Source organism: Mesorhizobium sp. B3-2-1 (assembly GCF_006439515.1).
Lineage (GTDB): Bacteria > Pseudomonadota > Alphaproteobacteria > Rhizobiales > Rhizobiaceae > Mesorhizobium.
Genome location: NZ_VFTI01000004.1, coordinates 254,098 through 279,001, shown reverse-complemented (window position 1 = coordinate 279,001; position 24,904 = coordinate 254,098). Strand labels below are relative to the sequence as shown.

The 24,904-nt window shown below is 64.0% G+C and carries 34 protein-coding genes; 13 read left to right on the top strand and 21 right to left on the bottom strand.

The window, feature by feature from the left end; genetic code table 11:
• Positions 1-55: 55 nt before the first annotated feature.
• Positions 56-703, bottom strand: coding sequence for a tetratricopeptide repeat protein (locus FJW08_RS06510; protein ID WP_140809735.1), 648 nt, complete (start codon positions 701-703; stop codon positions 56-58).
• Positions 704-811: 108 nt separating this feature from the next.
• Entirely contained in the window at positions 812-937 is a 126-nt protein-coding gene (gene ykgO, locus FJW08_RS06505; RefSeq protein ID WP_006203764.1) for a type B 50S ribosomal protein L36, read from the bottom strand.
• Positions 938-1,179: 242 nt separating this feature from the next.
• Between ykgO and FJW08_RS06500 the strand changes: the two genes are divergently transcribed.
• On the top strand, positions 1,180-1,599 hold the full coding sequence (locus tag FJW08_RS06500) for a lysozyme inhibitor LprI family protein (RefSeq protein WP_140809733.1): 420 nt from the start codon (positions 1,180-1,182) through the stop codon (positions 1,597-1,599).
• Positions 1,600-1,670: 71 nt separating this feature from the next.
• Here the strand turns inward: FJW08_RS06500 and FJW08_RS06495 are convergent, their stop codons facing one another.
• The 11 genes from FJW08_RS06495 to FJW08_RS06445 all read right to left on the bottom strand — a co-directional run bounded on the left by FJW08_RS06495 (position 1,671) and on the right by FJW08_RS06445 (position 9,937).
• Positions 1,671-2,747, bottom strand: a complete 1,077-nt coding sequence (locus FJW08_RS06495; protein WP_140809731.1) for a 5-(carboxyamino)imidazole ribonucleotide synthase — start codon at positions 2,745-2,747, stop codon at positions 1,671-1,673.
• Positions 2,744-3,241 carry a 5-(carboxyamino)imidazole ribonucleotide mutase gene (gene purE, locus FJW08_RS06490; protein WP_023773946.1) on the bottom strand — a complete coding sequence of 166 codons (498 nt, stop codon included), beginning with the start codon at positions 3,239-3,241 and terminating at the stop codon, positions 2,744-2,746. Before purE ends, FJW08_RS06495 begins: the two co-directional genes overlap by 4 nt.
• Before the next feature lie 98 nt (positions 3,242-3,339).
• Complete coding sequence (locus FJW08_RS06485) at positions 3,340-4,242, bottom strand: anti-sigma factor (RefSeq protein WP_140809729.1); 903 nt, start codon at positions 4,240-4,242, stop codon at positions 3,340-3,342.
• Complete coding sequence (locus FJW08_RS06480; protein WP_140809727.1) at positions 4,239-4,778, bottom strand: sigma-70 family RNA polymerase sigma factor; 540 nt, start codon at positions 4,776-4,778, stop codon at positions 4,239-4,241. Before FJW08_RS06480 ends, FJW08_RS06485 begins: the two co-directional genes overlap by 4 nt.
• Before the next feature lie 43 nt (positions 4,779-4,821).
• On the bottom strand, positions 4,822-5,043 hold the full coding sequence (locus FJW08_RS06475; RefSeq protein WP_140809725.1) for a hypothetical protein: 222 nt from the start codon (positions 5,041-5,043) through the stop codon (positions 4,822-4,824).
• 138 nt (positions 5,044-5,181) lie between these two features.
• Complete coding sequence (locus tag FJW08_RS06470; RefSeq protein WP_140809723.1) at positions 5,182-6,387, bottom strand: aminotransferase class V-fold PLP-dependent enzyme; 1,206 nt, start codon at positions 6,385-6,387, stop codon at positions 5,182-5,184.
• Between the two features lie 26 nt (positions 6,388-6,413).
• Positions 6,414-6,875: a RidA family protein gene (locus tag FJW08_RS06465; protein WP_140809721.1), complete on the bottom strand. Its 462-nt coding sequence runs from the start codon at positions 6,873-6,875 to the stop codon at positions 6,414-6,416.
• A gap of 37 nt (positions 6,876-6,912) precedes the next feature.
• Positions 6,913-7,707, bottom strand: a complete 795-nt coding sequence (locus tag FJW08_RS06460; protein WP_140809719.1) for an amino acid ABC transporter ATP-binding protein — start codon at positions 7,705-7,707, stop codon at positions 6,913-6,915.
• Between the two features lie 4 nt (positions 7,708-7,711).
• Positions 7,712-8,362 (bottom strand): amino acid ABC transporter permease, encoded by a 651-nt coding sequence (locus FJW08_RS06455; protein ID WP_140809717.1) that lies wholly within the window; start codon positions 8,360-8,362, stop codon positions 7,712-7,714.
• 1 nt (position 8,363) lies between these two features.
• Entirely contained in the window at positions 8,364-9,029 is a 666-nt protein-coding gene (locus FJW08_RS06450; RefSeq protein WP_140809715.1) for an amino acid ABC transporter permease, read from the bottom strand.
• 77 nt (positions 9,030-9,106) lie between these two features.
• Entirely contained in the window at positions 9,107-9,937 is an 831-nt protein-coding gene (locus FJW08_RS06445; RefSeq protein WP_210241177.1) for a transporter substrate-binding domain-containing protein, read from the bottom strand.
• Between the two features lie 170 nt (positions 9,938-10,107).
• On the opposite strand from FJW08_RS06445, the gene FJW08_RS06440 reads away from it, so the two are divergent.
• The gene (locus tag FJW08_RS06440) at positions 10,108-10,896 is read left to right on the top strand and encodes an IclR family transcriptional regulator (protein ID WP_140809711.1); all 789 of its coding nucleotides are present in this window, start codon (positions 10,108-10,110) and stop codon (positions 10,894-10,896) included.
• Between the two features lie 35 nt (positions 10,897-10,931).
• Here the strand turns inward: FJW08_RS06440 and FJW08_RS06435 are convergent, their stop codons facing one another.
• On the bottom strand, positions 10,932-11,135 hold the full coding sequence (locus tag FJW08_RS06435; protein ID WP_140754631.1) for a YdcH family protein: 204 nt from the start codon (positions 11,133-11,135) through the stop codon (positions 10,932-10,934).
• A gap of 239 nt (positions 11,136-11,374) precedes the next feature.
• Between FJW08_RS06435 and FJW08_RS06430 the strand changes: the two genes are divergently transcribed.
• The 5 genes from FJW08_RS06430 to FJW08_RS06415 all read left to right on the top strand — a co-directional run bounded on the left by FJW08_RS06430 (position 11,375) and on the right by FJW08_RS06415 (position 14,866).
• The gene (locus tag FJW08_RS06430; protein WP_127278461.1) at positions 11,375-11,554 is read left to right on the top strand and encodes a YdcH family protein; all 180 of its coding nucleotides are present in this window, start codon (positions 11,375-11,377) and stop codon (positions 11,552-11,554) included.
• A gap of 348 nt (positions 11,555-11,902) precedes the next feature.
• On the top strand, positions 11,903-13,156 hold the full coding sequence (gene ispG / locus FJW08_RS06425; protein ID WP_140809709.1) for a flavodoxin-dependent (E)-4-hydroxy-3-methylbut-2-enyl-diphosphate synthase: 1,254 nt from the start codon (positions 11,903-11,905) through the stop codon (positions 13,154-13,156).
• 4 nt (positions 13,157-13,160) lie between these two features.
• Entirely contained in the window at positions 13,161-14,015 is an 855-nt protein-coding gene (locus tag FJW08_RS06420) for a lytic transglycosylase domain-containing protein (RefSeq protein ID WP_140809707.1), read from the top strand.
• A 99-nt stretch (positions 14,016-14,114) separates the two neighbouring features.
• On the top strand, positions 14,115-14,363 hold the full coding sequence (locus FJW08_RS32865) for a Stf0 family sulfotransferase (protein ID WP_246682224.1): 249 nt from the start codon (positions 14,115-14,117) through the stop codon (positions 14,361-14,363).
• Positions 14,276-14,866 carry a Stf0 family sulfotransferase gene (locus FJW08_RS06415; protein WP_246682222.1) on the top strand — a complete coding sequence of 197 codons (591 nt, stop codon included), beginning with the start codon at positions 14,276-14,278 and terminating at the stop codon, positions 14,864-14,866. The genes FJW08_RS32865 and FJW08_RS06415 overlap by 88 nt, the downstream gene beginning before the upstream one ends.
• Positions 14,867-14,883: 17 nt before the next feature.
• On the opposite strand, the gene FJW08_RS06410 is transcribed toward FJW08_RS06415, so the two are convergent.
• Both FJW08_RS06410 and FJW08_RS06405 read right to left on the bottom strand, forming a co-directional pair.
• Positions 14,884-17,223 (bottom strand): response regulator, encoded by a 2,340-nt coding sequence (locus tag FJW08_RS06410; RefSeq protein WP_140809705.1) that lies wholly within the window; start codon positions 17,221-17,223, stop codon positions 14,884-14,886.
• A gap of 110 nt (positions 17,224-17,333) precedes the next feature.
• Positions 17,334-18,251 (bottom strand): polyprenyl synthetase family protein, encoded by a 918-nt coding sequence (locus FJW08_RS06405; RefSeq protein ID WP_140809702.1) that lies wholly within the window; start codon positions 18,249-18,251, stop codon positions 17,334-17,336.
• A 78-nt stretch (positions 18,252-18,329) separates the two neighbouring features.
• On the opposite strand from FJW08_RS06405, the gene FJW08_RS06400 reads away from it, so the two are divergent.
• From FJW08_RS06400 to FJW08_RS06390, 3 genes are all read left to right on the top strand, one after another.
• Positions 18,330-19,091, top strand: a complete 762-nt coding sequence (locus FJW08_RS06400; protein WP_140809700.1) for a transglycosylase domain-containing protein — start codon at positions 18,330-18,332, stop codon at positions 19,089-19,091.
• A gap of 141 nt (positions 19,092-19,232) precedes the next feature.
• The gene (gene rpmF, locus FJW08_RS06395) at positions 19,233-19,415 is read left to right on the top strand and encodes a 50S ribosomal protein L32 (protein WP_008834724.1); all 183 of its coding nucleotides are present in this window, start codon (positions 19,233-19,235) and stop codon (positions 19,413-19,415) included.
• Between the two features lie 248 nt (positions 19,416-19,663).
• A complete protein-coding gene (locus tag FJW08_RS06390) occupies positions 19,664-20,065 on the top strand; it encodes a hypothetical protein (protein WP_140754613.1) in 402 nt (133 codons plus the stop codon).
• A 3-nt stretch (positions 20,066-20,068) separates the two neighbouring features.
• On the opposite strand, the gene FJW08_RS06385 is transcribed toward FJW08_RS06390, so the two are convergent.
• The 3 genes from FJW08_RS06385 to FJW08_RS06375 all read right to left on the bottom strand — a co-directional run bounded on the left by FJW08_RS06385 (position 20,069) and on the right by FJW08_RS06375 (position 21,494).
• Positions 20,069-20,500, bottom strand: a complete 432-nt coding sequence (locus tag FJW08_RS06385; RefSeq protein WP_140754611.1) for a heme-binding protein — start codon at positions 20,498-20,500, stop codon at positions 20,069-20,071.
• Positions 20,501-20,665: 165 nt separating this feature from the next.
• A complete protein-coding gene (locus tag FJW08_RS06380; RefSeq protein WP_135863133.1) occupies positions 20,666-20,899 on the bottom strand; it encodes a hypothetical protein in 234 nt (77 codons plus the stop codon).
• Between the two features lie 76 nt (positions 20,900-20,975).
• A complete protein-coding gene (locus tag FJW08_RS06375; RefSeq protein WP_140809697.1) occupies positions 20,976-21,494 on the bottom strand; it encodes a helix-turn-helix domain-containing protein in 519 nt (172 codons plus the stop codon).
• 260 nt (positions 21,495-21,754) lie between these two features.
• Between FJW08_RS06375 and FJW08_RS06370 the strand changes: the two genes are divergently transcribed.
• From FJW08_RS06370 to FJW08_RS06360, 3 genes are read left to right on the top strand one after another with little or no spacing between them, the layout of a single operon-like run.
• A complete protein-coding gene (locus FJW08_RS06370) occupies positions 21,755-22,411 on the top strand; it encodes a glutathione S-transferase family protein (protein ID WP_140809695.1) in 657 nt (218 codons plus the stop codon).
• Between the two features lie 4 nt (positions 22,412-22,415).
• Positions 22,416-22,739, top strand: coding sequence for a metalloregulator ArsR/SmtB family transcription factor (locus FJW08_RS06365; RefSeq protein WP_135920007.1), 324 nt, complete (start codon positions 22,416-22,418; stop codon positions 22,737-22,739).
• Between the two features lie 37 nt (positions 22,740-22,776).
• Positions 22,777-23,241, top strand: coding sequence for an SRPBCC family protein (locus tag FJW08_RS06360; RefSeq protein ID WP_140809693.1), 465 nt, complete (start codon positions 22,777-22,779; stop codon positions 23,239-23,241).
• A 32-nt stretch (positions 23,242-23,273) separates the two neighbouring features.
• On the opposite strand, the gene FJW08_RS06355 is transcribed toward FJW08_RS06360, so the two are convergent.
• The gene (locus tag FJW08_RS06355; RefSeq protein ID WP_140754603.1) at positions 23,274-23,537 is read right to left on the bottom strand and encodes a metalloregulator ArsR/SmtB family transcription factor; all 264 of its coding nucleotides are present in this window, start codon (positions 23,535-23,537) and stop codon (positions 23,274-23,276) included.
• Between the two features lie 31 nt (positions 23,538-23,568).
• The gene (locus FJW08_RS06350; RefSeq protein WP_140809691.1) at positions 23,569-24,816 is read right to left on the bottom strand and encodes an MFS transporter; all 1,248 of its coding nucleotides are present in this window, start codon (positions 24,814-24,816) and stop codon (positions 23,569-23,571) included.
• Positions 24,817-24,904 lie beyond the last annotated feature (88 nt).

Sequence of the window (24,904 nt, the reverse complement as noted above, 5' to 3'; positions counted from 1 at the left end):
GTAGGGGAGTAGGGGAGTAGGGGAGTAGGGGCCTATTCCCCTACCGCCTAATCTATCAAATGCCTTCGCCGGCAAGCTCTTCCGACAGGGTGGCGACCTGGTTCTGGGCGCTTCGCATCATCGGATAGATGGCCAGCACTCTCTGCCAGGCCTCGAGCGCCGATTGCTTGTGGCCGGTCTCCGCCATGATCTGGGCCAGCCCCGACAACGCACCGAAATGGCGTGGTTCGAGCTGCAGTGCGCGGTCGATGTCGGCCATCGACTTGCCGTAGTTCTTCATCATGAAATGTACGGTGGCGCGGCGGTTCCAACCTTCGGCGTAGTTTGGCTGCAAGGTCACCACCTGGTCCAGGAAATCGAGCGCGACGTCGAACTTCTGATCGCTCATCGCTTTTTGCGACCACTGCATCATCAGGTCGATCGAGGCGCTGCCGGACTGGAACCATTCGTTCCAGATGTTGCCGGCAATGCGCTCGGCGGCCTTTTCGTTGCGCTCGCGCTTCAGATCGGAGAACAGCTTGTCGAGCCGGGCCTGTTTCGTCATCGGCGGGGCCGGAGCGTCCGGAGCCACGGGCTGGGCACCGGAGGGCGCCGACTGGCCATCCGCGGCTGCCACCGCGATCGGCCGATCACCGGCCTGCGTCGGCAGGGAGATGACACCGGAAACAAGGAAAGTCGTCAAAAATACAAAAGGAATCCGCATTGCCCGAGTTTACTCCCGGGCGGCGGAACATCAAAGTGATTTAGCGTGGGAAGGTCGGCTGGCCGACAAACATCAATGGGCGGAGGCAAAAAGCCTCCGGCCGAGAACTCAACCCTGGCGCGCCTTGTAGCGCGGGGCGGTCTTGTTGATGATGTAGATGCGGCCCTTGCGGCGAACCAGCTGGTTGTCGCGGTGACGCGCCTTCAGCGCCTTGAGCGAATTCTTGATCTTCATGGTCTTGCCTGTCGGTGTGAACCCGGTTCCGGGTCGAAATTTTAAGGCGCGCCAGAAGACGCGCCTTTTGAACGGTGGGTGGCTCATAAACGAGGAGCCTTGCCCATGTCAACCGTAAGTCAACCGCAAGCGTGCTCCGCGTCCCGATATCATCAAATATCCGCCATGTCGGCCCCGTGGCATTGCGCGACCTCAGGCGGGCTGGGATCATGCCGCGACAATCAAGTGATTTGGGGACAAAGATGCGCCGAATTTTACTGTCCACCTGCCTTGTCGTCCTGGCGGCGAGCGCGGCTGCCCGAGCGCAGGAATGCGACCGCTCCGATGACGGCCAGCAGATGATGAATATCTGTGCCGGTGAGGATTATCAGGCGGCCGACGCCAGGCTCAACAAGGCCTATCAGGATCTCATCGGCTCCGATGATGCCGATGGCAGGAAATTGCTACAGGCGGCGCAACGGGCCTGGATCGCCTTCCGGGACGCCGAGTGTACGCATTCCACCGCCGCCAGCCAGGGTGGGTCCATCCATGCCATGGAGGTCTCGCAATGCCTGACCAGGCTGACCAATGCTCGCATCAAGCAGCTCGCCGCGTCCGCGCACTGCGAGGAAGGCGATGCGGGCTGCGCCAGCGCCGGCGAGGACAGTGACGAGGTGCAATAGGCGCGTTTGATTAGAGCGGTTGTTACGCAATTCCGGACGGAAAACCGTTACACACTTTTCCTGGAATTGCTCTACCCGCGGCGGCTTATGCGGGTGAAATGGCCCATCTTGCGGCCGGGCCGGGCCTCGGCTTTGCCGTAGAGGTGCAGCATAAGATCGGGCTCGGCGAGCAGGGCTGGAACGCGCAGCACGTCGTCGCCGATCAGGTTCTCCATCACGCAATCGGAATGGCGATCGGGGCTGCCGAGCGGCAGTCCGGCGATGGCGCGGATATGTTGCTCGAACTGCGAAACGATGCAGGCGGCTTCGGTCCAATGGCCGGAATTGTGGACACGAGGCGCGATCTCGTTGGCCAGCAGCGAACCGTCGGCCAGCACGAAGAACTCGACGCCGATCACGCCGACATAGTCGAGCGCGGATAATATCTTCGATGCCGCAACTCGTGCCGCTATCGCCGTTTCGGGTTTGATGCCGGCCGGTAAGGTCGATCTGTGCAGAATACCGTCGCGGTGCACATTTTCGGCCGGATCATAGGCGGCGACAGTGCCGTCCAGGCCCCGCGCGGCGATGACGGAAATCTCGCGCTCGAACGGCACGAAGGCCTCCAGGATCAGCGGCACATTGCCCATCCCCTCGCAGGTGCCGGCGAAACCCCCGGCTTCCATGTTGCGGAAGACGCGCTGGCCCTTGCCGTCATAGCCCATGCGCCGCGTCTTCAGGATGCCGCTGCCGTCGAACGCCTTCAGCGCCGCCGTCAGTTCCTCGTCGGTGTCGACCTGATGGAACGCGGCGGTGGCGATGTCGATGCCGTTGAGGAATGTCTTTTCGCTCACCCGGTCCTGCGCCACGTCAAGCGCACGCGCCGGCGGATAGACCGGCACCCTGGCGGCAAGCGCGGTTGCAGCGGCCACCGGAACGTTCTCGAACTCGTAGGTGACGATGGCGCTCGCCGCCGCCAGTTCGGCAAGCGCGGCCGGGTCGTCATAGGCGGCGGTGATCTGCCGGTTGGCGACCTGGGCGGCTGGGCAATCCGGCTGTGGCTCCAGCACGATGGTGCGGTAGCCGAGGCGGGCGGCGGCCATCGCCAGCATGCGACCCAACTGGCCGCCGCCAATGATGCCGATCGTCGATCCGGCGGGCAGGCTCACGGCGTATCCGTCGGTTCGGCCGCGACCTTGGCGGTTTGCGAGGCGCGCCACGCGTCGAGGCGCTGGGCGAGCTTGTCGTCGTTCAGCGCCAGCACGGCGGCGGCAAGGAGAGCCGCATTGGCAGCACCGGCCTTGCCGATGGCGAGCGTTCCGACAGGAATGCCGGCCGGCATCTGGACGATGGAGAGCAGCGAATCCTGGCCGGACAGCGCCTTCGATTCCACCGGTACGCCGAAAACCGGCAGTGGCGTCATCGCAGCCGTCATGCCGGGCAGATGCGCCGCGCCGCCGGCGCCGGCGATAATCACCTTGTAGCCGGCCGCCTTGGCGCCCTTGGCGAATTCATAGAGCCGGTCGGGCGTGCGGTGCGCCGAAATGATCAACCGTTTGTGGGGGACACCAAGAGCCTCCAGCGTCTCCGCCGCCTGGCGCATCGTCGCCCAGTCGGATTGGCTGCCCATGATGATGGCGACGTCGGCGCGTTGATCGTCCAAGCTTCTGCTCCCCGGCGACAAAGGCGCGCCTTAGCGGAATTCGCGCGGGGCCGCAAGGATTTCAGGCCACCGGCGAGATGCCGACGGCCGCATCCGGCTCACACCACCGCCTTGCGGAAGCGGGCGACGAAGTCGTCGAGCTCGGGCCGCTCCATGTCGGAGATCGCCCAATAGGAGAAAGCGCCGTCGCTCCAGTGCACCATCGAGAAGCCGCCCGAGGAAAGATCGTCCGGCTGGGTGACCTTGCCGCCCTGCTGCGGTTCGGCGACCAGCGTAATCAGGTGCTCGCGGTGGCGGTAGACCAGTGCCGGCATCGGCCGGCCTGCGATTACCTCGACCCGGCCGCCGATGAGGGCGAAACCGTCCTGGGCAAGGTCGGGCGCCGGCGGCGAGACGCCGATCCGGGCGTCGAGCCACGGCTTGACCGTATGGCGGTCGGACGAGACGATGTCGAGGGGACTCGCGGCAAGCAGGCTGCGGCGATGGCCGCTGGCGACAGCGGCGGCAAAGCCGTCATCCACGCCACTCTGCATGACCCATTGCGTCGCTCCACTGGCCAGCACCGCGCTGATCATGATCGACGCGGCCATGGCGCGCCAGTCGAACGAGCGGAAGCGGCGTGCCCTTGGCGATGTGCGCGCTTGCGAAGGACGCGTCCCCGCCTCCCGTCTCTGGCCTGCGCCGGCAATCAATCCCGGGAGCTTCGACGGCGTGCCACGCTGCGGCTGCGCCGCATCGGGCTCCTGCTGGTCGGTGCCCGCGAAACCAATCGCCGCGATGCGAGCCAGAAAGGCATCGCTGACTTCGGGGCGTGGCAAGCGGCTGACCGCGCCTCGCAAGGCAACGATACGGGCGTGCTCGGCGGCAAGCCGGGGATCGGCGGCGATGCGACGCTCCACGGCAAGGGCCGCCGCCGCATCGAGCTCGCCATCGACAAGGGCGTGGATCATCAGTCTGATACCTTCCGGATCATTGGGCAGTCCGTCGTCATGGCTGGTCATGGCGCTCTCCCCAGTTCAGATGCCAGCAGGCTACGGGCACGAGCCAGCCTGGACATCACCGTGCCCATCGGCACGTCGAGCATGGCAGCTATCTCGCGATAGCTGAGACCGTTGATGTCGCGCAGCACCAGCGTTTCGCGAAACGGCTGCGGCAGGGCAGCGATCGCCGCCTCGAGTGCCGCCGTATCGGCCCTGGCGATCAGGCTCGCTTCCGGGCCGTCCTCGTCGGGCAGGCTGGTGCCATGGGCGGCGGCCATGTCGTCGAGATCGCCGAGATCGCCGACGGCCATCATGCCGCGCGGCCGGTTGCGCGCCATCCAGGTGTAGGAGGTGTTGCGCACGATGGCCAGCAGCCAGGCACGGGCGTTGCCGCCGGCATAGCCTGGTATGCCCGCATGCGCCTTGATGCAGGCGTCCTGCACGACGTCCTCGGCATCGGCGGCATTGCCGGTCAGCCAGCGGGCAAGCGCCAGCGCGTCGCCGAGATGCGGCAGCACCACCTCGTTGAAGCGCTCCGCCAGGGCCCTCTCGCTCAAAGCAGCACCATGATCCCCTCCGGGATGGACTGGGCGTGCCGCCTCAAGATGCGACAGCGAATTTGCCTTGCCTGCAGGAGCAAAGCCCCCGGAAACTGGCAAAGTCGCCTGCCTTGCTGAAAGTGAATTCATCTGCGTCACCAGTGTCAAGCGCCATGGAAAGGAGGGGCGCCACGGAGGAGTGACTGATGACGATCATGCTCGCCAGCGCATGACGGTGGCTGACGCCGCAGCCAGGTTCGCTGTGCTCGCGATGATGGGGCATGCCGATCTCCTCAACGCCAGCTTTGGCGTATGTCGAGGAGACTTGTCGAGGAGGCGATTTATTCCCGCGTGGGCAAATCCGGCTGTTCACGGTCGCGTGATCAGCCGGTGCTTTTCCCATTGTTGGTCGGCTTGGGGATCAGTCCGGCCAGCGCAAGACGCCCGACGAATCTTTGCGGGCAATTTTCATCGCGTCGGCCGGGCGCTCCTTCGCGGTCAGTACGGCGCGCAGCCGTTCGGCGACGATTTCCGCCTCGCCGGGATGGAGGTTGCAGGGGTCGAGGAAAAAGTGGCCGCGCTCGACCTCGTGGTTGCGCACGATGATCGGCGGCGAGCCGGCGGCAAGCGCCGAGGCGAGCCCTGCCGCGGTGAAGCGGCTCTCCGGCGAGACGAAGATTTGCAGCCGGTCGAGCGGATTGGCGGTGGGGTCGGGAATGATGATGGCGGCGATACCTGGCAGCCCCTGCAGCGCATCCTTCCACAGATTGAGCGCCGCCTCCTCGCGCCGGCGGATGCCGGCATGGTCGCGCTTCTCCCAGGCTTCGAGCGCCGCCATGGTGCCGGCGATGCTTTCCTTGCCGACCTTCATGGCGCGGGCGACGCCGCGGTTCTGCAGATAGGCTGATCGCACCAGGTCCTTGCGGCCGGTGACGATGCCGCTGGTCGGCCCGCTGAGGAATTTGTGGCCGCTGTAGACGACGACATCGGCGCCGCGCGCCAGGAAACCGCGCAGATCATATTCGGACGCGGCGTCGACGATGACAGGCACGCCCTTGGCGTGGCAGATCTCGCAGAATTCCTCCAGCGACAGCATGCCGTACTGCACGGTGTGGTGGGCGACGACATAGAGGCCCGCCGCCGTGCGCTCGTTGATCGCCTCGCGCACGTGATAGTCCTGTGTGACGCTGACCGTGCCGGCGGGCACCACCCTGGCGCCGGCGACGCGGACCGACTGGTCGATCGGCGCGCCATAGTTGACGATGTGGCCAAGCTGGATGACGACCTCGCATTTGAGGTCGCCGGTGTCGTCGGGCAGACGCTCGATGGCGAGCAGGCTGGTTCCGGTCATCGCACCGGCGATCGCCATGGTGATGCCGCTGGCGCAACAGGCGGTGATGAAGCCGGCCTCGCCGCCGGTGAGGCGCGCGACGACCGTGCTCGCGGCACGCTGCAGGTCGTCCATCTCCACCCATTGCGAGGCCATTTCGGCCATGGCACTGATGGCTTCCGGGACGATGATCGAGGCGCCGAGCGCGGTCATGGTACCGGAGACGTTGATGATCGGCCTCAAGCCCAGCCGTTCGCGGATGGTGGTGTTTGAGCCGGTGTCGGAATAGGTTTTCATGTGAGCTAATCCCGTGGGGTGGCAGGTCAGGCGGCGATCTCGACGACCGCTTCGATTTCAACGGTGATGTTTCCAGGCAGCGAGCCGACGCCGATCGCCGAACGGGCATGGCCGCCGATCTTGTCGAAGACATCGGCGAACAGGTCCGAACAGCCATTGACCACCTTTGGATGGTCGCTGAAGGTCGGCGTCGCGTTGACGAAGCCGAGCAGCTTGACGACGCGCACGATGCGGCCGAGATCGCCGGCGGCGGCATGCATGACGGCAAGCAGATTGAGCCCGGTCAGGCGGGCATGCTGATAGGCCTGCTCGACCGTCACATCCTCCCCCACCTTGCCGGTGCAGAGCGTGCCGTCGGCGCGCAATGGCCCCTGGCCGGAGAGGAAGATCAGCCGGCCGCTTTCGGCGTGCGTGACGAAGTTGGCGATGGGCGTCGGCGGCTCGGGCAGCGTCAGGCCGAGTTCGGCGAGCCTGGTATAAGGCGTCATGGATGAAGGCTCCTTGGGCGGCCTTGGCCGCCTGAGTTTAGAAATGCGAGGCGCGGAAGCGCGCCAGGAAAGTGCGGAGGCGTTCGTTGGTGGTCTCCGCCGCGAGGATCTCCTTCGGCGGTCCGACGGCGCTGACGCCGCCATCGGCCATGAAGACGATGCGGCTCGAAGCGTCGCGGGCGAAGGCCATTTCGTGCGTCACCATCAGCATCGTCATGCCGTCCTCGGCGAGGCTGCGCACCACGGCCAGCACTTCGCCGACCAGTTCGGGATCGAGGGCGGAGGTGATTTCGTCGAGCAGCAGGATCTTCGGTTCCATGGCCACGGCGCGGGCGATGCCGACGCGCTGCTGCTGGCCGCCGGACAGTTCGGCCGGCAGGCTGTCGGCCTTGTGGGCGAGGCCGACGCGGCCGAGCCAGTGCTCGGCGATCGACCGCGCCTCGGCCTCGCTCTTTCCCCGCACCTTGGTCAAGCCCAGCATGATGTTGCCGGCGGCCGTCAGGTGGGGGAACAGGTTGAAGCTCTGGAACACCATGCCGGTCTCGGCGCGCATGGCGGCAAGATCGCGCTCGCCGCGGCGCTGGCGCGTCCCGGCCTCGCGATAGCCGACCTCCTTGCCGTCGATGCGGATCGAGCCGCTGTCGTAGCTTTCGAGGAAGTTGACGCAGCGCAGCAGCGTGGTCTTGCCGCTGCCGGAAGGGCCGATGACGGTCACCACCTCGCCGCGCTTCACCTGAAGGCTGACGGAGCGCAACACCTCGACGGCGCCGAAGGCTTTCGAGACATCGCACACGTCGAGCAGCGCGGGACTGGCGTTCGAGGTTTCGGACATCGTGCTATTCCCGGATGAAGGAGAAACGCCGCTCGAGCCGCCGGCTGGCGAGCGAGAGTGCGTAGTTGACTGCGAAATAGATGAGCGCGCCCAGTATATAGAGCGGCATCGCTTCATAGGTGCGGCCGATCACCTGGTTGATGGCCTGCATCAAATCGGTGATGCCGAGCAGCGACACCAGCGCGCTGCCCTTGACCGCGTCGGTGACGCCATTGATCCAAGGCGGCAGGAAGCGCCTGAAGGCCTGCGGAAAGATGACGTAGGTGAGCCGCTGGCGAAAGGTCAGCCCGATCGCCATCGCGGCTTCGGACTGTCCCTTCGGGATCGAGCCGACCGCGCCCCTGAGATACTCGATGACCTGCGCCGTCTTGAACAGAGTGAGCGCGGAAACCGCGGCCCAGAACGACGGCAGATGCAGCCCGATCGCGGGCAGGCCGTAATAGACGAAGAACATCAGCACCAGGATCGGAATGCCGCGAATGGTGTCGGAGAAGATGCGCACCGCCCAGCGCAGCGGCATTGGTCCATAGACCAGGCCGACACCCAGCAGCACGCCGGCGATGAGCGACAGGACCACGACCAGCAGCGAGACCCACAAGGTCACGGCGAAGCCTGCGGCAAGGAAGGGCAGTGCATAGAGGATCTGGCTCAGCATGTCAGCGCGCCGCCCTGAACCGGCGCTCGACGAGCCGCAGCCCGAAAAGCATGATGTAGCCCGTCACCAGATACATCGCGGTGGTGACGAGGTAGACCTCGACGATGCGGAAGGTGTTGAAGTTGATCCACTGGGCGCCGAAGGTGAGTTCGGGCACCGAGATGACCGAGGCGATCGAGGTGTCCTTGAACAGCGAGATGAAGGTATTGGATAACGCCGGCAGCGTGATGCGCAGCATGGTCGGCAGGCGCACATGCAGCAGCCTTTGCCAGGGCGTGAGGCCGATCGCCTTGCCGGCGTCGAGCTGGCCGCGCGGGACAGCCTCGAGCCCGGAGCGAAATACCTCGACCAGATAGGCGCCGCTATAGACCGACAGGGTCAATACAAACGAGGTTGGTGCGCTGTAGGCCAGGTCGACCACGGTCGGCAGGCCGTAGAAGACGAGATAGACCAGCAGGATCAGGGGCACGTTGCGGATGAATTCGACATAAGCCGCGATCACCGCCCGCACCACGCGTCCGGCCGAGACATACCAGACCGCGAGCACCAGCCCGATGACGACACCGATGGCGATCGAGATCACGGCGAGCTCGAGGCTGAGCAGCAGGCCGCCCCACAGCTTGTCGAAATGCCGCCAGATCAGGTTGAAATTGAGCGTATAGCCCATGCGCCTCTCTCGGTGCCGAGCGATTCAAGGATAGGCTGCGGGGGAAGAACGCTCAAGACGCTCTTCCCCCGGCTGGGTCAGATGACCGGGAAGCCGGGATGGCGTGCCGGCGGTTCCTGGCCGAAATAGTCCTTGAATGCGGCGTCGTAGAGCGCCGTCTCATGGCCGAACATGGCGATGGTGAAGGTCTGGTCGACATAGGTCAGCCAGTCGAGATCGCCTTGCCTGACGGCCGCGCCGTAAAGCATCGAGTACCAGCTCTTGCCGGCATCGAAATACTTGTCAGGGTTGCGCGAGGCGAGCCAGCGCACTGTGGAGAGGTCGACCGCGGCGGCGTCGACGCGCTTGGATTCCAGCGCCTGCAAGACGTTGGCCTGGGTGTCGATCTGCATCACCTGCGCCTGCGGCAAGGCGAAATGCACCGAGCTTTCGGCGTCGACATTCTGCAGGATCGAGATACGCGTGGCGGCGCCGTTCGCCAAGAGCTTGTCGAAGGTCTTGTTTTCGGAGCCGGGCAGGGTCAGCAGCGCGACGCCCTCGACGTAATACGGCCGCGAGAAGTGGATCAACTGCGAGCGCTGCGCCGTCATGGTCATGAACTGGATGGTGATGTCGACCTTGTTGGTCGTCACGTTCGGGATGCGCTGGGCCGGGTCCTGCATGACGAACTCGACCTTGGTCGGATCGTCGAAAAGGCCCTTGGCCAGGATGCGGCCCATGGTGATGTCCATGCCGACCAGTTCGCCGGCATCGTTCTCGAAGTGCCAGGGGGCGTTGGTGCTGCCGGTGCCGACAATCAGCTTGCCGCGGTCAAGCACCGTGCGCAGCAGGCTGTCGGATGCGGCTTGCGCGGCGGCCTTCTGGGCATCGACGGTTGCCAGCACGCCGGCCGTCGCAAGTCCCGCCATTCCCAATTTCAGAAAATCACGTCTTCCGGATGTGTCGTTCACGGCGACCTCCTTTCGTGTTGTGTTCCCCTATGCACAGGCCATACACGCGACAGTGATCGTCAAGGATTGTCTCTTACAAGAGACGCATGTATCCTGTACAAGACAGATACTAACACCGGGAATCGACAATGCAAGATGGTAGCGTTTTGGCTGTTTCAGCCGACGAGAAGATGCCGGGGTCCCGTGAAAAGGGTCTCAACCGGGTCCTGGAGATCCTGGAGTTCCTTCACATGACGCAGCGTGCGATCGGCATTGGCGATCTTGCCAAGGGGGTCAATGCGCCGCGTTCGACGACCTACACGCTGGTGCGGTCGCTGGTCGATGCCGGCCTGCTGGAAATGGCCGGCGACGGCAACCGCGTCTATTTCGGCAAGAAGCTCTACCTCTACGGAATGGACTATGTGCGCGGCAACGACCTGTTGCGGCGAGGGCGCCAGGAGGTCGATCATCTGTCGCGCGAGACCGGCGAGACCTCGGAACTGTGCATGCTGCAGAGCGGCCGCTATACGATCGTCCATTCCAGTCCCGGCACCAGGCCGTTCCGCATCAGTTCAGCCACCGGCCTGCAGATACCGCTGCCCTGGACTGCCTCCGGCCGGCTGCTGCTTGCGGGGTTGGATAGAGCGGCGATCGAAGCCATGGTGTCGGACGACGATCTCGTGTTGCCCGACGGCCGCAAGCTGCGGCTCGAAGATTTCATCGCCGACATCGCAAAGGCAGGGGTGACCGGCTATTGCGTCACCTCGGGCCTGGTCGACGCCTATACGAAATGCCTCGCCGTGCCGGTCTTTTCAGTGCCAGGCAAGGTCGAGGCGACGATGTGCCTGGTGGTTCCCATCGACACGTCGGAGGAGCGGACCGCCGATCTCATCGGCCTGCTGCGCGGCCGCGCCGCCGGGCTCTCGATCGGCGGATAGGCGGAAAGTGCCGGCGAGCGCGAGGCTTCCGCGTCTCAGGCGATAATGTCTGGAATGATCTTGTCTTCCAGCTTCATCAGCCGGTCCTTGAGGGCCAGCTTCTTCTTTTTCATGCGCTGGATCTGCAGCGGGTCGCAATTCGTGGCGATCATCGCGTTGATCGCGGCATCGAAATCGGCGTGCTCCTGCTTCAGCCGGGAAAATTCGAGGCGAGTATCGGCCTGTTCCTGATCGGACATTCTCTACCGTCTGCACGTCTGCGGCGCCCAAAACTGGGCCTGATTGGGCGGGGGCGGCAATTTCTGCCACCGGCGCGCAGCCCATATCACATTTCATCTTGTCGTGGAATGCTACCACGCAGCATTCGACATCGCTGCCCGATGGTGGCACACTGTCATCGTGCCGTCACAGATGCGACCTGCGGTGGACGTGCCTTTGGCGGCTGCAATCGAGGAAACCATGAAAGGGAGAACCAATCATGTCTCTTGCATCCCATCTTGATGAGTTGCAGCGGAAACACGGCGACATCGAACGCGAAATCGATGACGCGATGAACCACCCATCGGTGGACGACCTTGAGATCGTAAATCTCAAGCGACGCAAGCTGGCACTCAAGGATGCGATTGAGAAACTGAGGGCGCAACCAACCACGCATTGATCCTCACCTGACATAGCCGCTCACCACTGGCGGTCTTCCTTGCCGGCGGCGCCAGCCGCCGGTGCAGTGGTTTTAAATTCAGCGCTTCCACAAGTCGAAGCTAATATTCGTCAGGCCAATTTATGCCCGGCCGCCGTCAGGTCGTGCGCTGTTTCAGGACCCTGGCCGGCACCAATTGCTGCCAGTGGCGACCTGTCGCCATTGACAAGCCATCTTTGCTCCTCCACCTCATGCCCGGACTTCAGCGCATCGGACCCGGCTTGTGCGTCCAAGCGGACGCACGGGCTTCGGAGAGACGCATAGCGCTCCAGAGAGACGCATGGCGCTCAGAGACAAAAGGCTGCCGGCATGACCGGATATTTTTCTTCACCTTTCCCCCGCCGAACTTCGGTCGGCGTCGATGTCGGCGGCGTGGTCGTCGGCGGCGGCGCACCGGTCGTCGTCCAGTCGATGACCAATACCGACACCGCCGATATCGACCAGACGGTCGCGCAAGTCGCGGCGCTGCACCGCGCCGGCTCCGAGATCGTGCGCATCACCGTCGACCGCGACGAGAGTGCCGCCGCCGTGCCGCGCATCCATGAGCGACTGTTGCGGCTCGGCATCGATGTGCCGCTGATCGGCGACTTCCACTATATCGGCCACAAGCTGCTGGCCGACCATCCGGCCTGCGCCGAGGCGCTGGCCAAGTACCGCATCAATCCCGGCAATGTCGGTTTCAAGGACAAGAAGGACCGGCAGTTCACCGACATCGTCGAGATGGCGATCAAGCACGGCAAGCCGGTACGCATCGGCGTCAATTGGGGCTCGCTCGACCAGGAGCTGTTGACCCGGCTGATGGACGACAACCAGGACAAGGGTTTCCCCCTGACGGCGCAGGAAGTGACGCGCGAGGCGATCGTGCAGTCGGCGATCCTGTCGGCCGAGATGGCCGAAGAGATTGGCCTCAGCCGCGAAAAAATCATCCTGTCGGCCAAGGTCAGTGGCGTGCAGGACCTGATCGCCGTCTACACCGAGCTCGCCACCCGTTCCAATCACGCGCTGCATCTCGGCCTCACCGAAGCCGGCATGGGTTCCAAAGGCATCGTTGCCTCCTCCGCCGCCATGGGCATCCTCCTGCAGCAAGGCATCGGCGACACCATCCGCATCTCGCTGACGCCGGAGCCCAATGGCGACCGCACCCGCGAAGTGCAGGTGTCGCAGGAACTGCTGCAGACCATGGGCTTCCGGCAGTTCGTGCCGATCGTCGCGGCCTGCCCCGGCTGCGGCCGCACCACCTCCACCGTGTTTCAGGAACTGGCTCAGAACATCCAGGCGGACCTGCGCAAGAACATGCCGGTGTGGCGTGAGAAATATCCGGGCGTCGAGAACCTCAAGGTCGCGGTGATGGGCTGCATCGTCAACGGCCCGGGGGAATCCAAGCATGCCGATATCGGCATTTCGCTGCCCGGCACCGGCGAGACGCCGACCGCGCCGGTCTTCGTCGACGGCAAGAAGGCGGCGACGCTGCGCGGGCCGTCGATCGCGGCGGATTTCGAGAAAATGGTCGCCGACTATATCGAACAGAGGTTCGGTCAGGGCGGCAAGGCAGCGGCAGAGTAGGCAGATGCGGCGTTTCCCTTGGGCGACGCTGATTTTCCTGTGTGGCATGGCCTTGTCGACGCTTGCCGAGGCCGATCCGCCGCAATCGGCCAAGCAGCGGCTGATCGACAAGGTCTGCAACCTGATCCAGGCGCATGCCGACCAGAACGGTCTGCCCAGGGACTTCTTCGCCCGCCTTATCTGGAAGGAAAGCCGTTTCGATCCCAATGCCGTAAGCCCCGTCGGCGCCGAAGGCATCGCCCAGTTCATGCCGGGCACCGCCAAGATGCGGGGGTTGGAAAATTCCTTCGACATCAACCAGGCGATCCCCGCGTCGGCCAGGTATCTCGCCGAAATGAAGACCAGCTATGGCAATCTCGGCTTGGCGGCGGCCGCCTACAATGCCGGTGAGAGCCGGGTGTCGCGCTGGCTGAACTCCGGCGGCTTCCTGCCGATGGAGACGGAAAGCTATGTGTTCGACGTGATGGGCGAGCCGGTCGACAAGTTCGCCGACCGCGCCTATGCCGGAAAAGTCGAGCCACTCGATGCCAAGCTGGATTTCGCGGTCGCCTGCCGCAAGCTGCCGGTGATCATGTCGAAGACCGTGGCGATGGCCTCGATCAACATCAAGCCATGGGGCGTCCAGGTGGCGGGTAATTTCCGTCGCAGCGCCGCGATCAGCCAATGGCTCAGGGTGCGGGGCCGTTTTCCGGCCCTGCTTGCCGGGCATGATCCGGTGGTGAGCCGGGTGCGCACGCCGATCGGCCGGCGCGGCATCTACGCCGTCAGGATCGGGATCGACGACCGCGCCGCCGCCAATGTCATCTGCCAGAAACTGCAAAGCGTCGGTGGCGCATGCGTGGTGGTGCGAAATCGGTAAGGGCCTGAAGACGGCGCCCGTCGCATCCAGCAACGATTTCAGCTATAGCGGCGGCCACCATCTTCCCCTGGGCAGCAGCCCTGTCATGCGCGAGCGCCCATGTTCGACGGATATATCATCTGCGGCACGCCCAGAACCGGCAGCACCCTGCTGTGCAAGCTGCTGGCGGCCACCGGAACGACCGCCGATCCCCACTCATTCTACCGGCGGCAGGATGTGTCGGAGTGGGCCGAGGACTGGGGACTCCCGCTCGCGACACGATGGGCGAGCTTGAATTCCAGCTTGCCTATCTCAATGCGGCAATCACTGCCGGGAAGGGTGGCACTGAAATCTTCGGCTTGCGCCTGATGCGGGAAAATCTGGAGGAGCTTTCGGCGATCCTCGACCGGATTTTTCCGGGGCTTGCGTCGGACAAAGCGCGTTTCGAGAAGGCTTTTGGCCGTGTCCTCTACATACATCTGTCGCGCGAAAACAAGCTCGCCCAGGCTGTCTCCCTGATCAAGGCACAGCAAACCGGTCTTTGGCATATCGCCCCCGACGGAAGCGAAATCGAAAGGGTGGGGCCTGCCAGGGAACCTCACTATGATTTCGAGCGCATCAAGGGCGAGGTCGACGAGCTGGAAGCCTATGACACCGCCTGGAACATCTGGTTCGCGCAACAGGGCATAGCACCGTTGCGGATCGGCTATGAGCGGCTTGCCGCCGAGCCGGCCGTGGAATTGCTGCGCATCTGCGAAGCCCTGGGCGTCCGGCCGCCGGATGCCGAGCATGTCAGGCCCGGCGTGGCGAAGCTCGCCGACGCGACAAGCCTGGACTGGATGCGCCGCTTTCATCGGGACGCGGCCGTTTGAAGCGTTGATGGCGGTGGTCACGCCGTCTTGGCCACCACTGTCTCGCTGAGCCAGGTGCCGATCTTGGCGCCGAGGCGATCGGGCGAAACGGGCTTGGGCAGATAGTCGTCCATGCCGGCCTCGATGCACTTGTCGCGGTCGCCCTTCAGCGCATGCGCGGTGACGCCGATGATCGGGATGTGGCCGCCCGACGACGCCTCGATCGCCCGGATGGCGCGTGTCGCCTCGTAGCCGTTCATTTCCGGCATCGAGACGTCCATCAGAACCAGTCTCGGATGCAGCGACCGGTACATCTCGACCGCGGTGCGGCCATTGCCGGCGATGCGGTAGCTCAGGCCCAGCCCATTGAGGATCTGGCCGAACACCATCTGGTTCACGTCATTGTCCTCGGCGATGAGGATGTCGATCGGGCTGTTCGGCGCGGCATTCGAGTCTGGCACTGTAGCGACTGGTACGGCGGGGCCCCGGATAACCGTGAAGGCCGGCGGAGTCGCCTGAGGCTTCGGTTGGACCGGCTCGCGAACGAACCGCGCCTTGCCGACCTGCGAGCGCGCTTTCTGGATGACCGAGATGACCGTGCCGAGCAGGACCGCCGACCGCGCCGGCTTGGTCAGATGCGCCGCAATGCCGAAATCAATGATCATCTTGCCGAAATCGACCTGGTCGACCGAGGTCAGGATAACGACCGGAATGGTGGACAGCCGGCTGTCCGCGGCGATGGCCCGGGCGACATCGGCGCCGTTCATGCCAGGCATCTGATAGTCGAGGATGATGCAATCGACGCTGGCGCCGAGTTGGCAGGCGCGATCGAGGAAGGCGAGGCCCACCGCGCCGCTTTCGGCGGCGGCGCAGTCGAAGCTCCAGCTTCTGAGCTGTTCGAGCAGGATCTCGCGGTTGACCGGATTGTCATCGATGACCAGCACGCGCGCGCCGGTGACGTCCACCGGCACGATCGCGTCGCGCGCCTCGGCACGATGGACCGGCAGCGGCACGGCGAACCAGAAAACGGAGCCGCGGCCGATCTCGCTCTCGACGCCGATCTTGCCGGACATCAGGTCGACGAGACGGGCGGCGATGGCGAGTCCAAGTCCGGTGCCTTCGTGACGGCGAGTCGAAGATCCGTCGACCTGCGCGAACTTCTCGAACACGTTCTGCAATTTCTCCGCCGGGATGCCGATGCCGGTGTCCTCGACGCGCAGCTTGAGCTGGACGACGTCGTTGACGGTTTCGCCGCCGACATCGATCAGCACATGGCCCTTCTCGGTGAATTTAACCGCATTGCCGACCAGGTTGGTGACGATCTGCCGAAAGCGGCCGGCGTCGCCGACGACATAGGCCGGCAACCTTGGGTCGACGCGCACGATCAGTTCCAGGTTCTTCTCGGCGACACGCGCCGAGACCAGTGTCGCCACATCCTCCACCGCCTCCGAGAGGCGGAAAGGGGCAGGGTCGAGCGTCAGCTGCCCGGCATTGATCTTCGAGAAATCGAGAATGTCGTTGATGATGGTGAGCAGCGCGTTGCCCGATTTGACGATGACGTCGGTGAAGGTCTTCTGGCGCGGGTTCAGCTCGGTCTTGGCCAGCAATTCGGCCATGCCGAGCACGCCGTTCATCGGCGTGCGGATCTCGTGGCTCATGTTGGCCAGGAATTCCGACTTGGCGCGGTCGGCGGCCTCGGCCTTGAACAAGGATTCGGCCGACTGGGCAAAGGCGCGGCGGATCGCCTGCTCCATCGGCCGGAAGATCCAGAAAGCGACGATGGCCAGGACGGTGAACAACAGGCCGCTCGCCCACAAAAGCAGCCGGTCGCTGGAGGCGTCCGCCAGATGGCGTTCGTCGTCCATGGCGGTGCGGACACGCACCAGCATGGGCTGAACGAACAGGTCGTTCTGGTTGCGGATTTCGCGAGAGCTCCATTCGTCGGTCTTTTGCGCCACCGACATCAGGTTGAAGTTGCGAACCATGTCACGCGGCGACCAGAACAGATCGCCATTGACTGAAGCGGCCGCGAGCTCATCGACGGTCTTGGCCGACAGGCGCGGACGTATCGCGGCCAGTTGTGCGGTCAGCGTCTCGATCTCGCCGGTCAGACGTTCGGAATGGTCGCGCGCCGAAGCCGTCAGCGCATCGCGCGTCTCGATCCGCCAGGCGGAACCGGTTGTCTCGGCGAAGCTGGTGGCGTTGCGCAGGTCGCGGGTGAAAACGACGAGGTTGCTGCTCAGCGCATCGATTTCATGGCGCAAGGAATTGACGCGATTGAGCGCACCCATGATGGCGGCTGAAGCCAGCGCGAAAACCAACAATCCTGAGAGATAACGTATCCGGACGGACCGGATGAAGGAAGAATATTCCGGCATGCGCAACCCCAACACATACGCATTCTAAGAATTGGGATTACGCTTCATTTACATTAAGATTTCGTTGGCACAACCACAGGTGCAATGCGCGACCCGATAGGGGCCTGCCGTCAGCTGTCGCGGGTTGCCACGAAGGTCGCGGCGGCCTTCAGCAGGGCCGCCTTTTCGCCATAGGGTTCGAGCAGCGCGTGCGCCTGGCCGACGAGGCCGTCGAGCTGCTTGCGTGCCCAATCCGCGCCGTGCAAGGCCACCAGCGTACCCTTGCCGGCGGCGGCATCCTTGCCGGTCGCCTTGCCCATCTGCCTGGCGTCGGCCGTCAAGTCCAGCAGGTCGTCGGCGAGCTGGAAGGCAAGGCCGATCGCCGACCCGAACTCGGCCAGCCGTTCGCGGTCATCCGACTGTGCGCCGGCCAGGATTGCACCCGCCTCGCAGGCGAAGCGGATCAAGGCCCCGGTCTTCATCGCCTGCAGCCGGATGATGCCGGCCTCGTCCGGTCGCACCTGCTCGGCTTCGAGATCGAGCTTCTGGCCGCCGACCATGCCGCCGGCCCCGGCGGCGCGGGCCAGCGCCAGCACAAGGGCTGCGCGCCGCTCGGCCGGCAGCGCGGTCGCTTCGGCGGCGAGGATATCGAAGGCGAGCGTCAGCAGTGCGTCGCCGGCCAGGATTGCGGTGGCCTCGTCGAAGGCCTTGTGCACGGTCGGCTGGCCGCGGCGCAGGTCATCGTCATCCATCGCCGGCAGGTCGTCATGAATCAGCGAATAGCAATGCACGCATTCGAGTGCCGCCGCGACGCGCAGCGCCGCTTCGCCATCGGCGGAGAACAGGCCCGCACTCTCCATGACCAGGAAGGGGCGCAGGCGCTTGCCGCCGTTCAGCACGCCATGGCGCATCGCCGCCATCAGGCGATCGGGCCGCTCGATCTCGCCCGATAGCGGGCGATCGTCGAGCAACCGACGCAGCATCACCTCGACGGCGGCCGCGCGCCTGATGAGCGCCATTTCGAACGCCATTTCGTCCTCATTCGTCATGGCCGGGACCGGTAGCCGACACTCAGACGTTGCGCAAGAAGGCAAGCGCCATTATGCCGGAGCAAGGAGAAGTACGGGTTGGGCGGCTTGGCGGAACCGATCGTCGATCATGATACCGAAAAGCTGGACATGGCGACGAGATCGCGAGGCGTGAACCGCCGCAGTCTCAGGCGCTGGGTCCGGCGTGGCATCGTCGTGGCCGCCGTGCTGGCGCTTATCCCGGTGGTGCTGACCTTTCTCTACCTGCCGTCCTTCGTGCATCCGGTATCGACGCTGATGCTGAAGGACCTTGCTACCTTCTCCGGCTACGACCGGCGCTGGGTTTCCATTGATGACGTGGCGCCCGTGCTCGCCCATTCGGTCATCATGTCGGAGGACGGGCAGTTCTGCTTCCACCGCGGCGTCGATCTCGGCGAGCTCAGGGGCGTCGTCGACGATGCGCTGGCCGGCGAGGCGACGCGCGGCGCCTCGACCATCACCATGCAAACGGTGAAGAACCTGTTCCTCTGGTCGCGGCCGCTGGGCAGCGTGCGCAAGATCGTCGAACTGCCGCTGGCCGTCTATTTCGACGCGGTGATGTCGAAACGGCGCATCATGGAGATCTATCTCAACATCGCCGAATGGGGGCCGGGCATCTACGGCATCGAGGCGGCGGCGCAGCACCATTTCGGCATTTCCGCAAAGCAGTTGTCGCGCCGGCAGGCCGCGTTGCTCGCCGTTACGCTGCCCAATCCGATCGCCCGCAATCCGGCAAAACCCGGGCCGGGCCTCCGACGACTCGCCAACCTGATCGAGCGGCGCGCGGGCCGCTCAGGCGCTTATGTAGGCTGCCTGGAATAGCCGCCACAAAAAAGATTCACCGCAGTGCTGGCCAAAACGGTGTCAGGCGTGTATAGGCACCCGACTTTCTCAGATTTAGGCCCCGACATGGCCCTTTCACGAGGGCGGGCGGGGCTTTTGACCATGTAGTGGAGCATATCCATGGCCGTTCCGAAACGCAAAACCTCTCCGTCCAAGCGCGGCATGCGCCGCTCGGCCGACGCCCTCAAGGCCCCGACCTATGTCGAGGACAAGAATTCCGGCGAAATGCGCCGCCCGCACCACATCGACCTGAAGACAGGCATGTATCGCGGTCGCCAGGTGCTGACGCCCAAGGAAAGCTGAGCCCAGCTTTCCGAAGGTTAGAGTTACAAAAGACCGGCCTCTGGCCGGTTTTTTTGCGTTGGTTCGCCGTACACGCCGGCTACTTCAAGCGCTGAGCTTTCGTCTCTCGTTTTTCCATGTCGGCCGGGCAACCGGCTGACATGGTTGTTGCATCCGGTCTTCGACCGTGTTTGCGGCCACGCACGAAAAATCTTGACGCCGTGCCTGCGGCGCATTCTACAGAAGGTGCCCCCATATGGAGACGCCAGATGTTCGGTGCCGTCCCGCTTTTGATCGTGCCTTTCGTGCTCTACAATCTCGGCCTGCTCGGTATATTCGGCGGCGGCGACGATCCGTGGGCGAGCGAGATATTCTCGTTCCGCATGATGTCGGGCGGCGTGTTCTCGATGACGCTCGGCGACCTGATCGTGCTGATCGGGCTGATCTTCCTGTTCCTCGAAATGGTGAAGTCGGCGCGCACGACCACGGCGTCGATCATGGACCATCTCCTGTCGACGCTTGTCTTCGTCGCTTTCCTGGTTGAGTTCCTGCTGGTGAAGGGTGCGGCGCACTCCATCTTCTTCACGCTGATGATCATCGCGCTGTTCGACGTGATGGCCGGTTTCGCGGTGTCGATGCGGTCGGCCAGCCGCGACATCAATTTGAATTGAGCCTCAGCCCGGATCGGCGTTGAAGCCGGCGGCTTCGATGCCGGCAATCGCGGCCGCCTCGTCATTGTCCGACGTGTCGCCGGAAATGCCGACGGCGCCAATGATGGCGCCGGCCTTGTCGCGGATCAGCACGCCGCCGACGACCGGCAGCACGCGTCCCCCCGACACGTCGGAAATGCCGGCAACCAGATGCGGCCGCTCCTTGGCGAAGGCCTCGACCTTGCGCGAGCCCATGCCGATCGCCAGCGCGCCATAGGCCTTGCCCGCCGACATTTGCGGGCGCAGGAACGAAGCGCCGTCCTGGCGCTGGAAGGCGACCAGGTGTCCGCCGGCGTCGAGCACCGAGACGCCGAGCGGCTTGAGCTTGAGATCGGTGCCGCTGGCGAAGGCGGCATTGATGATCTCGACGGCTTTTTCGAGCGACAACGCGGTCATGGCAATCTCCTGTTGAATAACCCGATCATCGGCGGCCAGCCGGGCGAGGCAATCCCGGTTTTGGTTGAAATTGCTTCCCGTGAAGCAGCGGGATGAAGGCGCGCCTGTCCGATGGCGTCACGACCGCTCGGTTCATGGCGAGGAATCGGCGGAGAGGCGGGAGCGTTACTTTTTCTTGGCGCGGGCCGGCTTCTTGGCGGGGGCGGCAGGCGTGTTGGCCAGATCTTCGGCTTCCTTGGCGAGCCGCAGCGCCCGCAGCTTGTCGGTCTTGGCCTTGCGGGCGTCGCTCTCGGCGACATACTCGGCCATGGCCTTCTGACGGACCGTCGCCGCCTCTTCCTGCTTCTTGAAGCGCAGATCGGCACGCGCGCGGGCAGTGTCCCTAGAGTTCTCAACCAAGAGTCTATCCAATCCCGTCACGTGTGATTTCCGTCCCTTGTAGCAGAGCCGGCCTCTCAACGGGGAAAATAGTTGGTCAGGCGGCCGGGCTGGCGCTGCGGGCCTTTCCGGCAACCACCGCTTCATAGGCGGCCTGCAGCGTCGCGCGGACAGAGGGGCCGGGCGCATCGAGGGGGGTGCCGAGGTGCTCATGGCGCAACTCGTCCATGAATTTCTCCCACATCGGCGGTCCGCCCTTTTCCAGGAGTTCGGCGCGGATCGAAAGTTCCTCGCTGGTCGGCAGCCAGACGCGGCCCCAGGCGCCGAGATGGGCCAGGATGGGCACCAGCGTGATGGCCATCTCGGTCAGGCTGTAAATCGCCTTCTGCTTGTGACTGGGATCGTCCGCCTTGGTCAGCATCCCGAGCTCCATCAGCCGCTTCAACCGGTCTGCGAGGATGTTGGAGGCAATACCTTCCATCGACCCATTGAGCAGTTCACGAAAATGGCGCCTGCCGCCGAAAATCATGTCGCGCAGGATGATCAGGCTCCAGCGGTCGCCGAACACCTCGAGCGAGAGGTTAATCGGGCAGCCGGACCGGCGATCGAGGGTCATTCGATTTTTCTCCACAAAACCGGTTGCATTATCGTATCGGTCTTAGTATCGTGCAACCGATTGCAAAATGCAAGCAGATGAGGGGGGCCATAAATCCGGTGCTGCTGCTGATCATGGGCGCGATGGCCTCGGTGGCCGGAGGCCATCGTCGCGCACGTCCGATCCAGTTGAGACTTCGCGGGTGAGCCTTGACGAGCGAGGCTTGCCGCAATAGTTAAGTGAATGCTTCAGTGTTGCCGCAAAAACAGACGAGAACAAGAATGTCCCTGATCCTGCATTTCCATCCGCTGGCTTCCTTCTGCTGGAAGCCGCTGATCGCGCTCTACGAGAACGACACGGCCTTCGAGCCGGTCATCGTCGACCTTGGCGACGAGCAATCGCGCGCGGCCTTCCTGAAGATTTCGCCGACCGGCAAGATGCCGGCGCTGCGCGACGATAGGCGCGACCGCACGGTGCTGGAATCGACCATCGTCGTGGAATATCTGGCCGCGCACTATCCGGGACCGGTCGACCTCGTTCCCGCCGACATCGACCTGGCGCTGGCGGTCCGCCAGGCCGACCGCTTCTATGATTTCTATGTGCAGGAACCGATGCAAAAGATCGTCGGTGACAGGTTGCGGCCGCAGGCCGAGACCGATCCATTCGGTGTCGAGCAGGCGCGCGGCCAGTTGCGCAATTCCTACGCCATCATCGAACGGGAGATGCAGTCGAGAGAATGGGCTGTGGGCGATGCCTTCACCATGGCCGATTGCGCGGCGTCTCCGGCACTCTTCTACGCCAACAAGGTCGAGCCGTTCGGCGACAACTATCCCGCCGTGAAGCGCTATCACGACCGCTTGCTGCAGCGCGCCGCCTTCATCAGGGTGATCGAGGAGGCGCAGCCCTATTTCAAGTTCTTCCCCTACAACAACGGCTGATCGCGTGTTGCACGATCCGGCCCAGCTCGACCTGATGTTCCAGGCGCTCGCAGATCCGGCGCGACGGCAGATGGTCGACCGGTTGTCACGCGGCCCCGCCTCGGTGAGCCAATTGGCCGAGCCGCTGGCGATGTCGCTGTCGGCGGTCGTCCAGCACCTCAACCTCCTTGAGGCGAGCGGCCTCGTGCGCACGCAGAAGGTCGGGCGGGTGCGCACCTGCCAGATCGATCCGAAGGCGCTGCGAGCGGCCGAGCACTGGATCAATGAGCGGCGCCTGTCATGGGAGCGCCGGCTGGATCGGCTCGGCGATTTCCTGGCCGAGAGCTAGAGAGGAATATGTCATGTCGAAGATCGAGGAAGGTTTCATGACTGAACGATCCGTTGTCCATTCCACCTTTGTCGTCGAGCGGAGTTATCCGGTGGCACCGGCGAAAGTCTTCTCCGCGTTCAGCAGCCCGGATGCCAAGCGGCGCTGGTTCGTCGATCCCCATGACCCGGCGCCAAGCCGGCACGAGATGGACTTCCGCGTCGGCGGCAAGGAGGTCAATGCCGGCTGCCCGAGCGATGGGCAGATGCATTTCTTCAACGCGGTCTATCAGGACATCGTGCCGGACCAGCGCATCGTCTATAGCTATGAGTTGCTGTTCGGCGAAACCCGTGTCTCGGTGTCGCTGGCGACGATCGAATTTGTGGCGGAAAGCGGCGGCACGCGGCTTGTGATGACGGAGCAGGGGGCCTTCTTCGATGGCCACGACACCCCGGCCACGCGCGAGCATGGAACGGGCGAACTGCTAGACGCGCTCGACGCTTTCGTGAATTCGCAGTCCTGAACCAGCAGGTCGGGTGCGGCGTCGAGAACTGATCAGGCTTCCCAGAATTGATCGAGCCAGATGTTGAGTCTCAGGAAGCCGGCATTGCTGACCGTATAGACACGCCGCGTGCCTTCAGGCTTGGCATTGACTAGTCCGGCGTCGAGCAACACTTTCAGATGCTGTGATACGGCCGGGCGGGAGACTGGCAGCCCGGCCGCCAATTCGTTGACGGTCTTCGGACCGCGTCGAAGTTCTTCCAGAAGATGGCGCCGGTTGGGGTCGGCGATCGCCATGAAGGCGTCGGAAAACATCATGCTTCATTTGTGAGGCAAAGTTTTTCAAATCTCAACTGTTTGCTTCTGCTTTTCTTCTCGGATCGAGCCGCAATGCTTCCGGGGTCACCGAGCGGTCGGCCGGCTGCGTCTTGAAGGCATCGCGGTCTTCGATCGGCACCGGCGCGCGACGGCTGATGCGCAGCAGCGTGTAACCAGCCAGCGACAGGTGCGCGAAGGCGGTCGCCAGGAACAAGCCCTCCGGGCGCATCCAGCCCATCAGCGCCGCCGCCAGCAACGGGCCGATCATGGTGCCGAAGCCGTAAAGCAACAGCAGTCCACCCGATACCTTGACGAAATCCTCCGACCGCGCGTGGTCGTTGGCATGCGCCACGGCGATCGAATAGAGCGTGTAGGCGAAAGCGCCATAAGCAGCGGTGAAGATGATGACGAAGACGCCAGAGCGCGGTTCGAACAGGAAGATCATGAGCGCGAATAGCGCGGCGCCGAATGCGGCGCCGGCCAGCACGAAACGTCGGTCGGTCTTGTCGGAGAGGCGCCCGGCCGGAAGCTGCATGGCGGCACCGGCAACGACCACAAGGCTCATCATCAAGGCGATCTCGGCAGTCGGGATGCCGATGCGGGCACCGTAGACCGCGCCTAGCGTGCCCCAGGCGCCGTTGGCGATGCCGATCAGCATGCAGGCGATCGCCGACACGGGTGAGTTGGCATAGAGCCCCTTGACGTCGAGTTTGACGTCCTGCAGCGGCTTGGGGTGGGACGCCGTCGACACAGCGGTCGGGATCAGCGAGAGGCAGAACAGGATGCCTGTGATCATGAACAGCGAGGCCGATTTCACGTCGCCGCCGGCGACGATCATCTGTCCTCCCATGATCGATGCATAGGTGACCATCATGTAGAGGCCGAAGACGGTGCCGCGGTTCTCGTTGGTGGCCTTCTCATTCAGCCAGCTCTCGATGACCATGAAGGCGCCGGCCATGGTGAAGCCGGTGAAGGCACGCAGCAGGATCCAGACATATTCGTCGATGACCAGGCCGGTGAGCAGCGCCACGATGGCACCCGACGCTGCAAAGGCACCGAACGCGCGCACATGTCCGGCTCGGCGCACGATGCGCGGCGCAAAGAAACAGCCGGTGACGAAGCCGCCGGCCCAGGCCGTGCCCATCAGGCCGAGCGAAGCGGTCGAGAACCCTTCCACCTGGCCGCGCAGGGGCAACAGCAGCCCGTGCAGTCCCGATGCCGCCAGAAGGAAGGCGGTGCCGCGAAGCAGGGAAAGGATCGGTCTGTAGGCTGCGAGCATTTTTTGATCCGGCTGAGGACTGGGAGGGACGCAGGTTCGAAGACAGTCGCATTCGGGCTTTTCGGCGGCGGACGGTTACCGCAGCGAA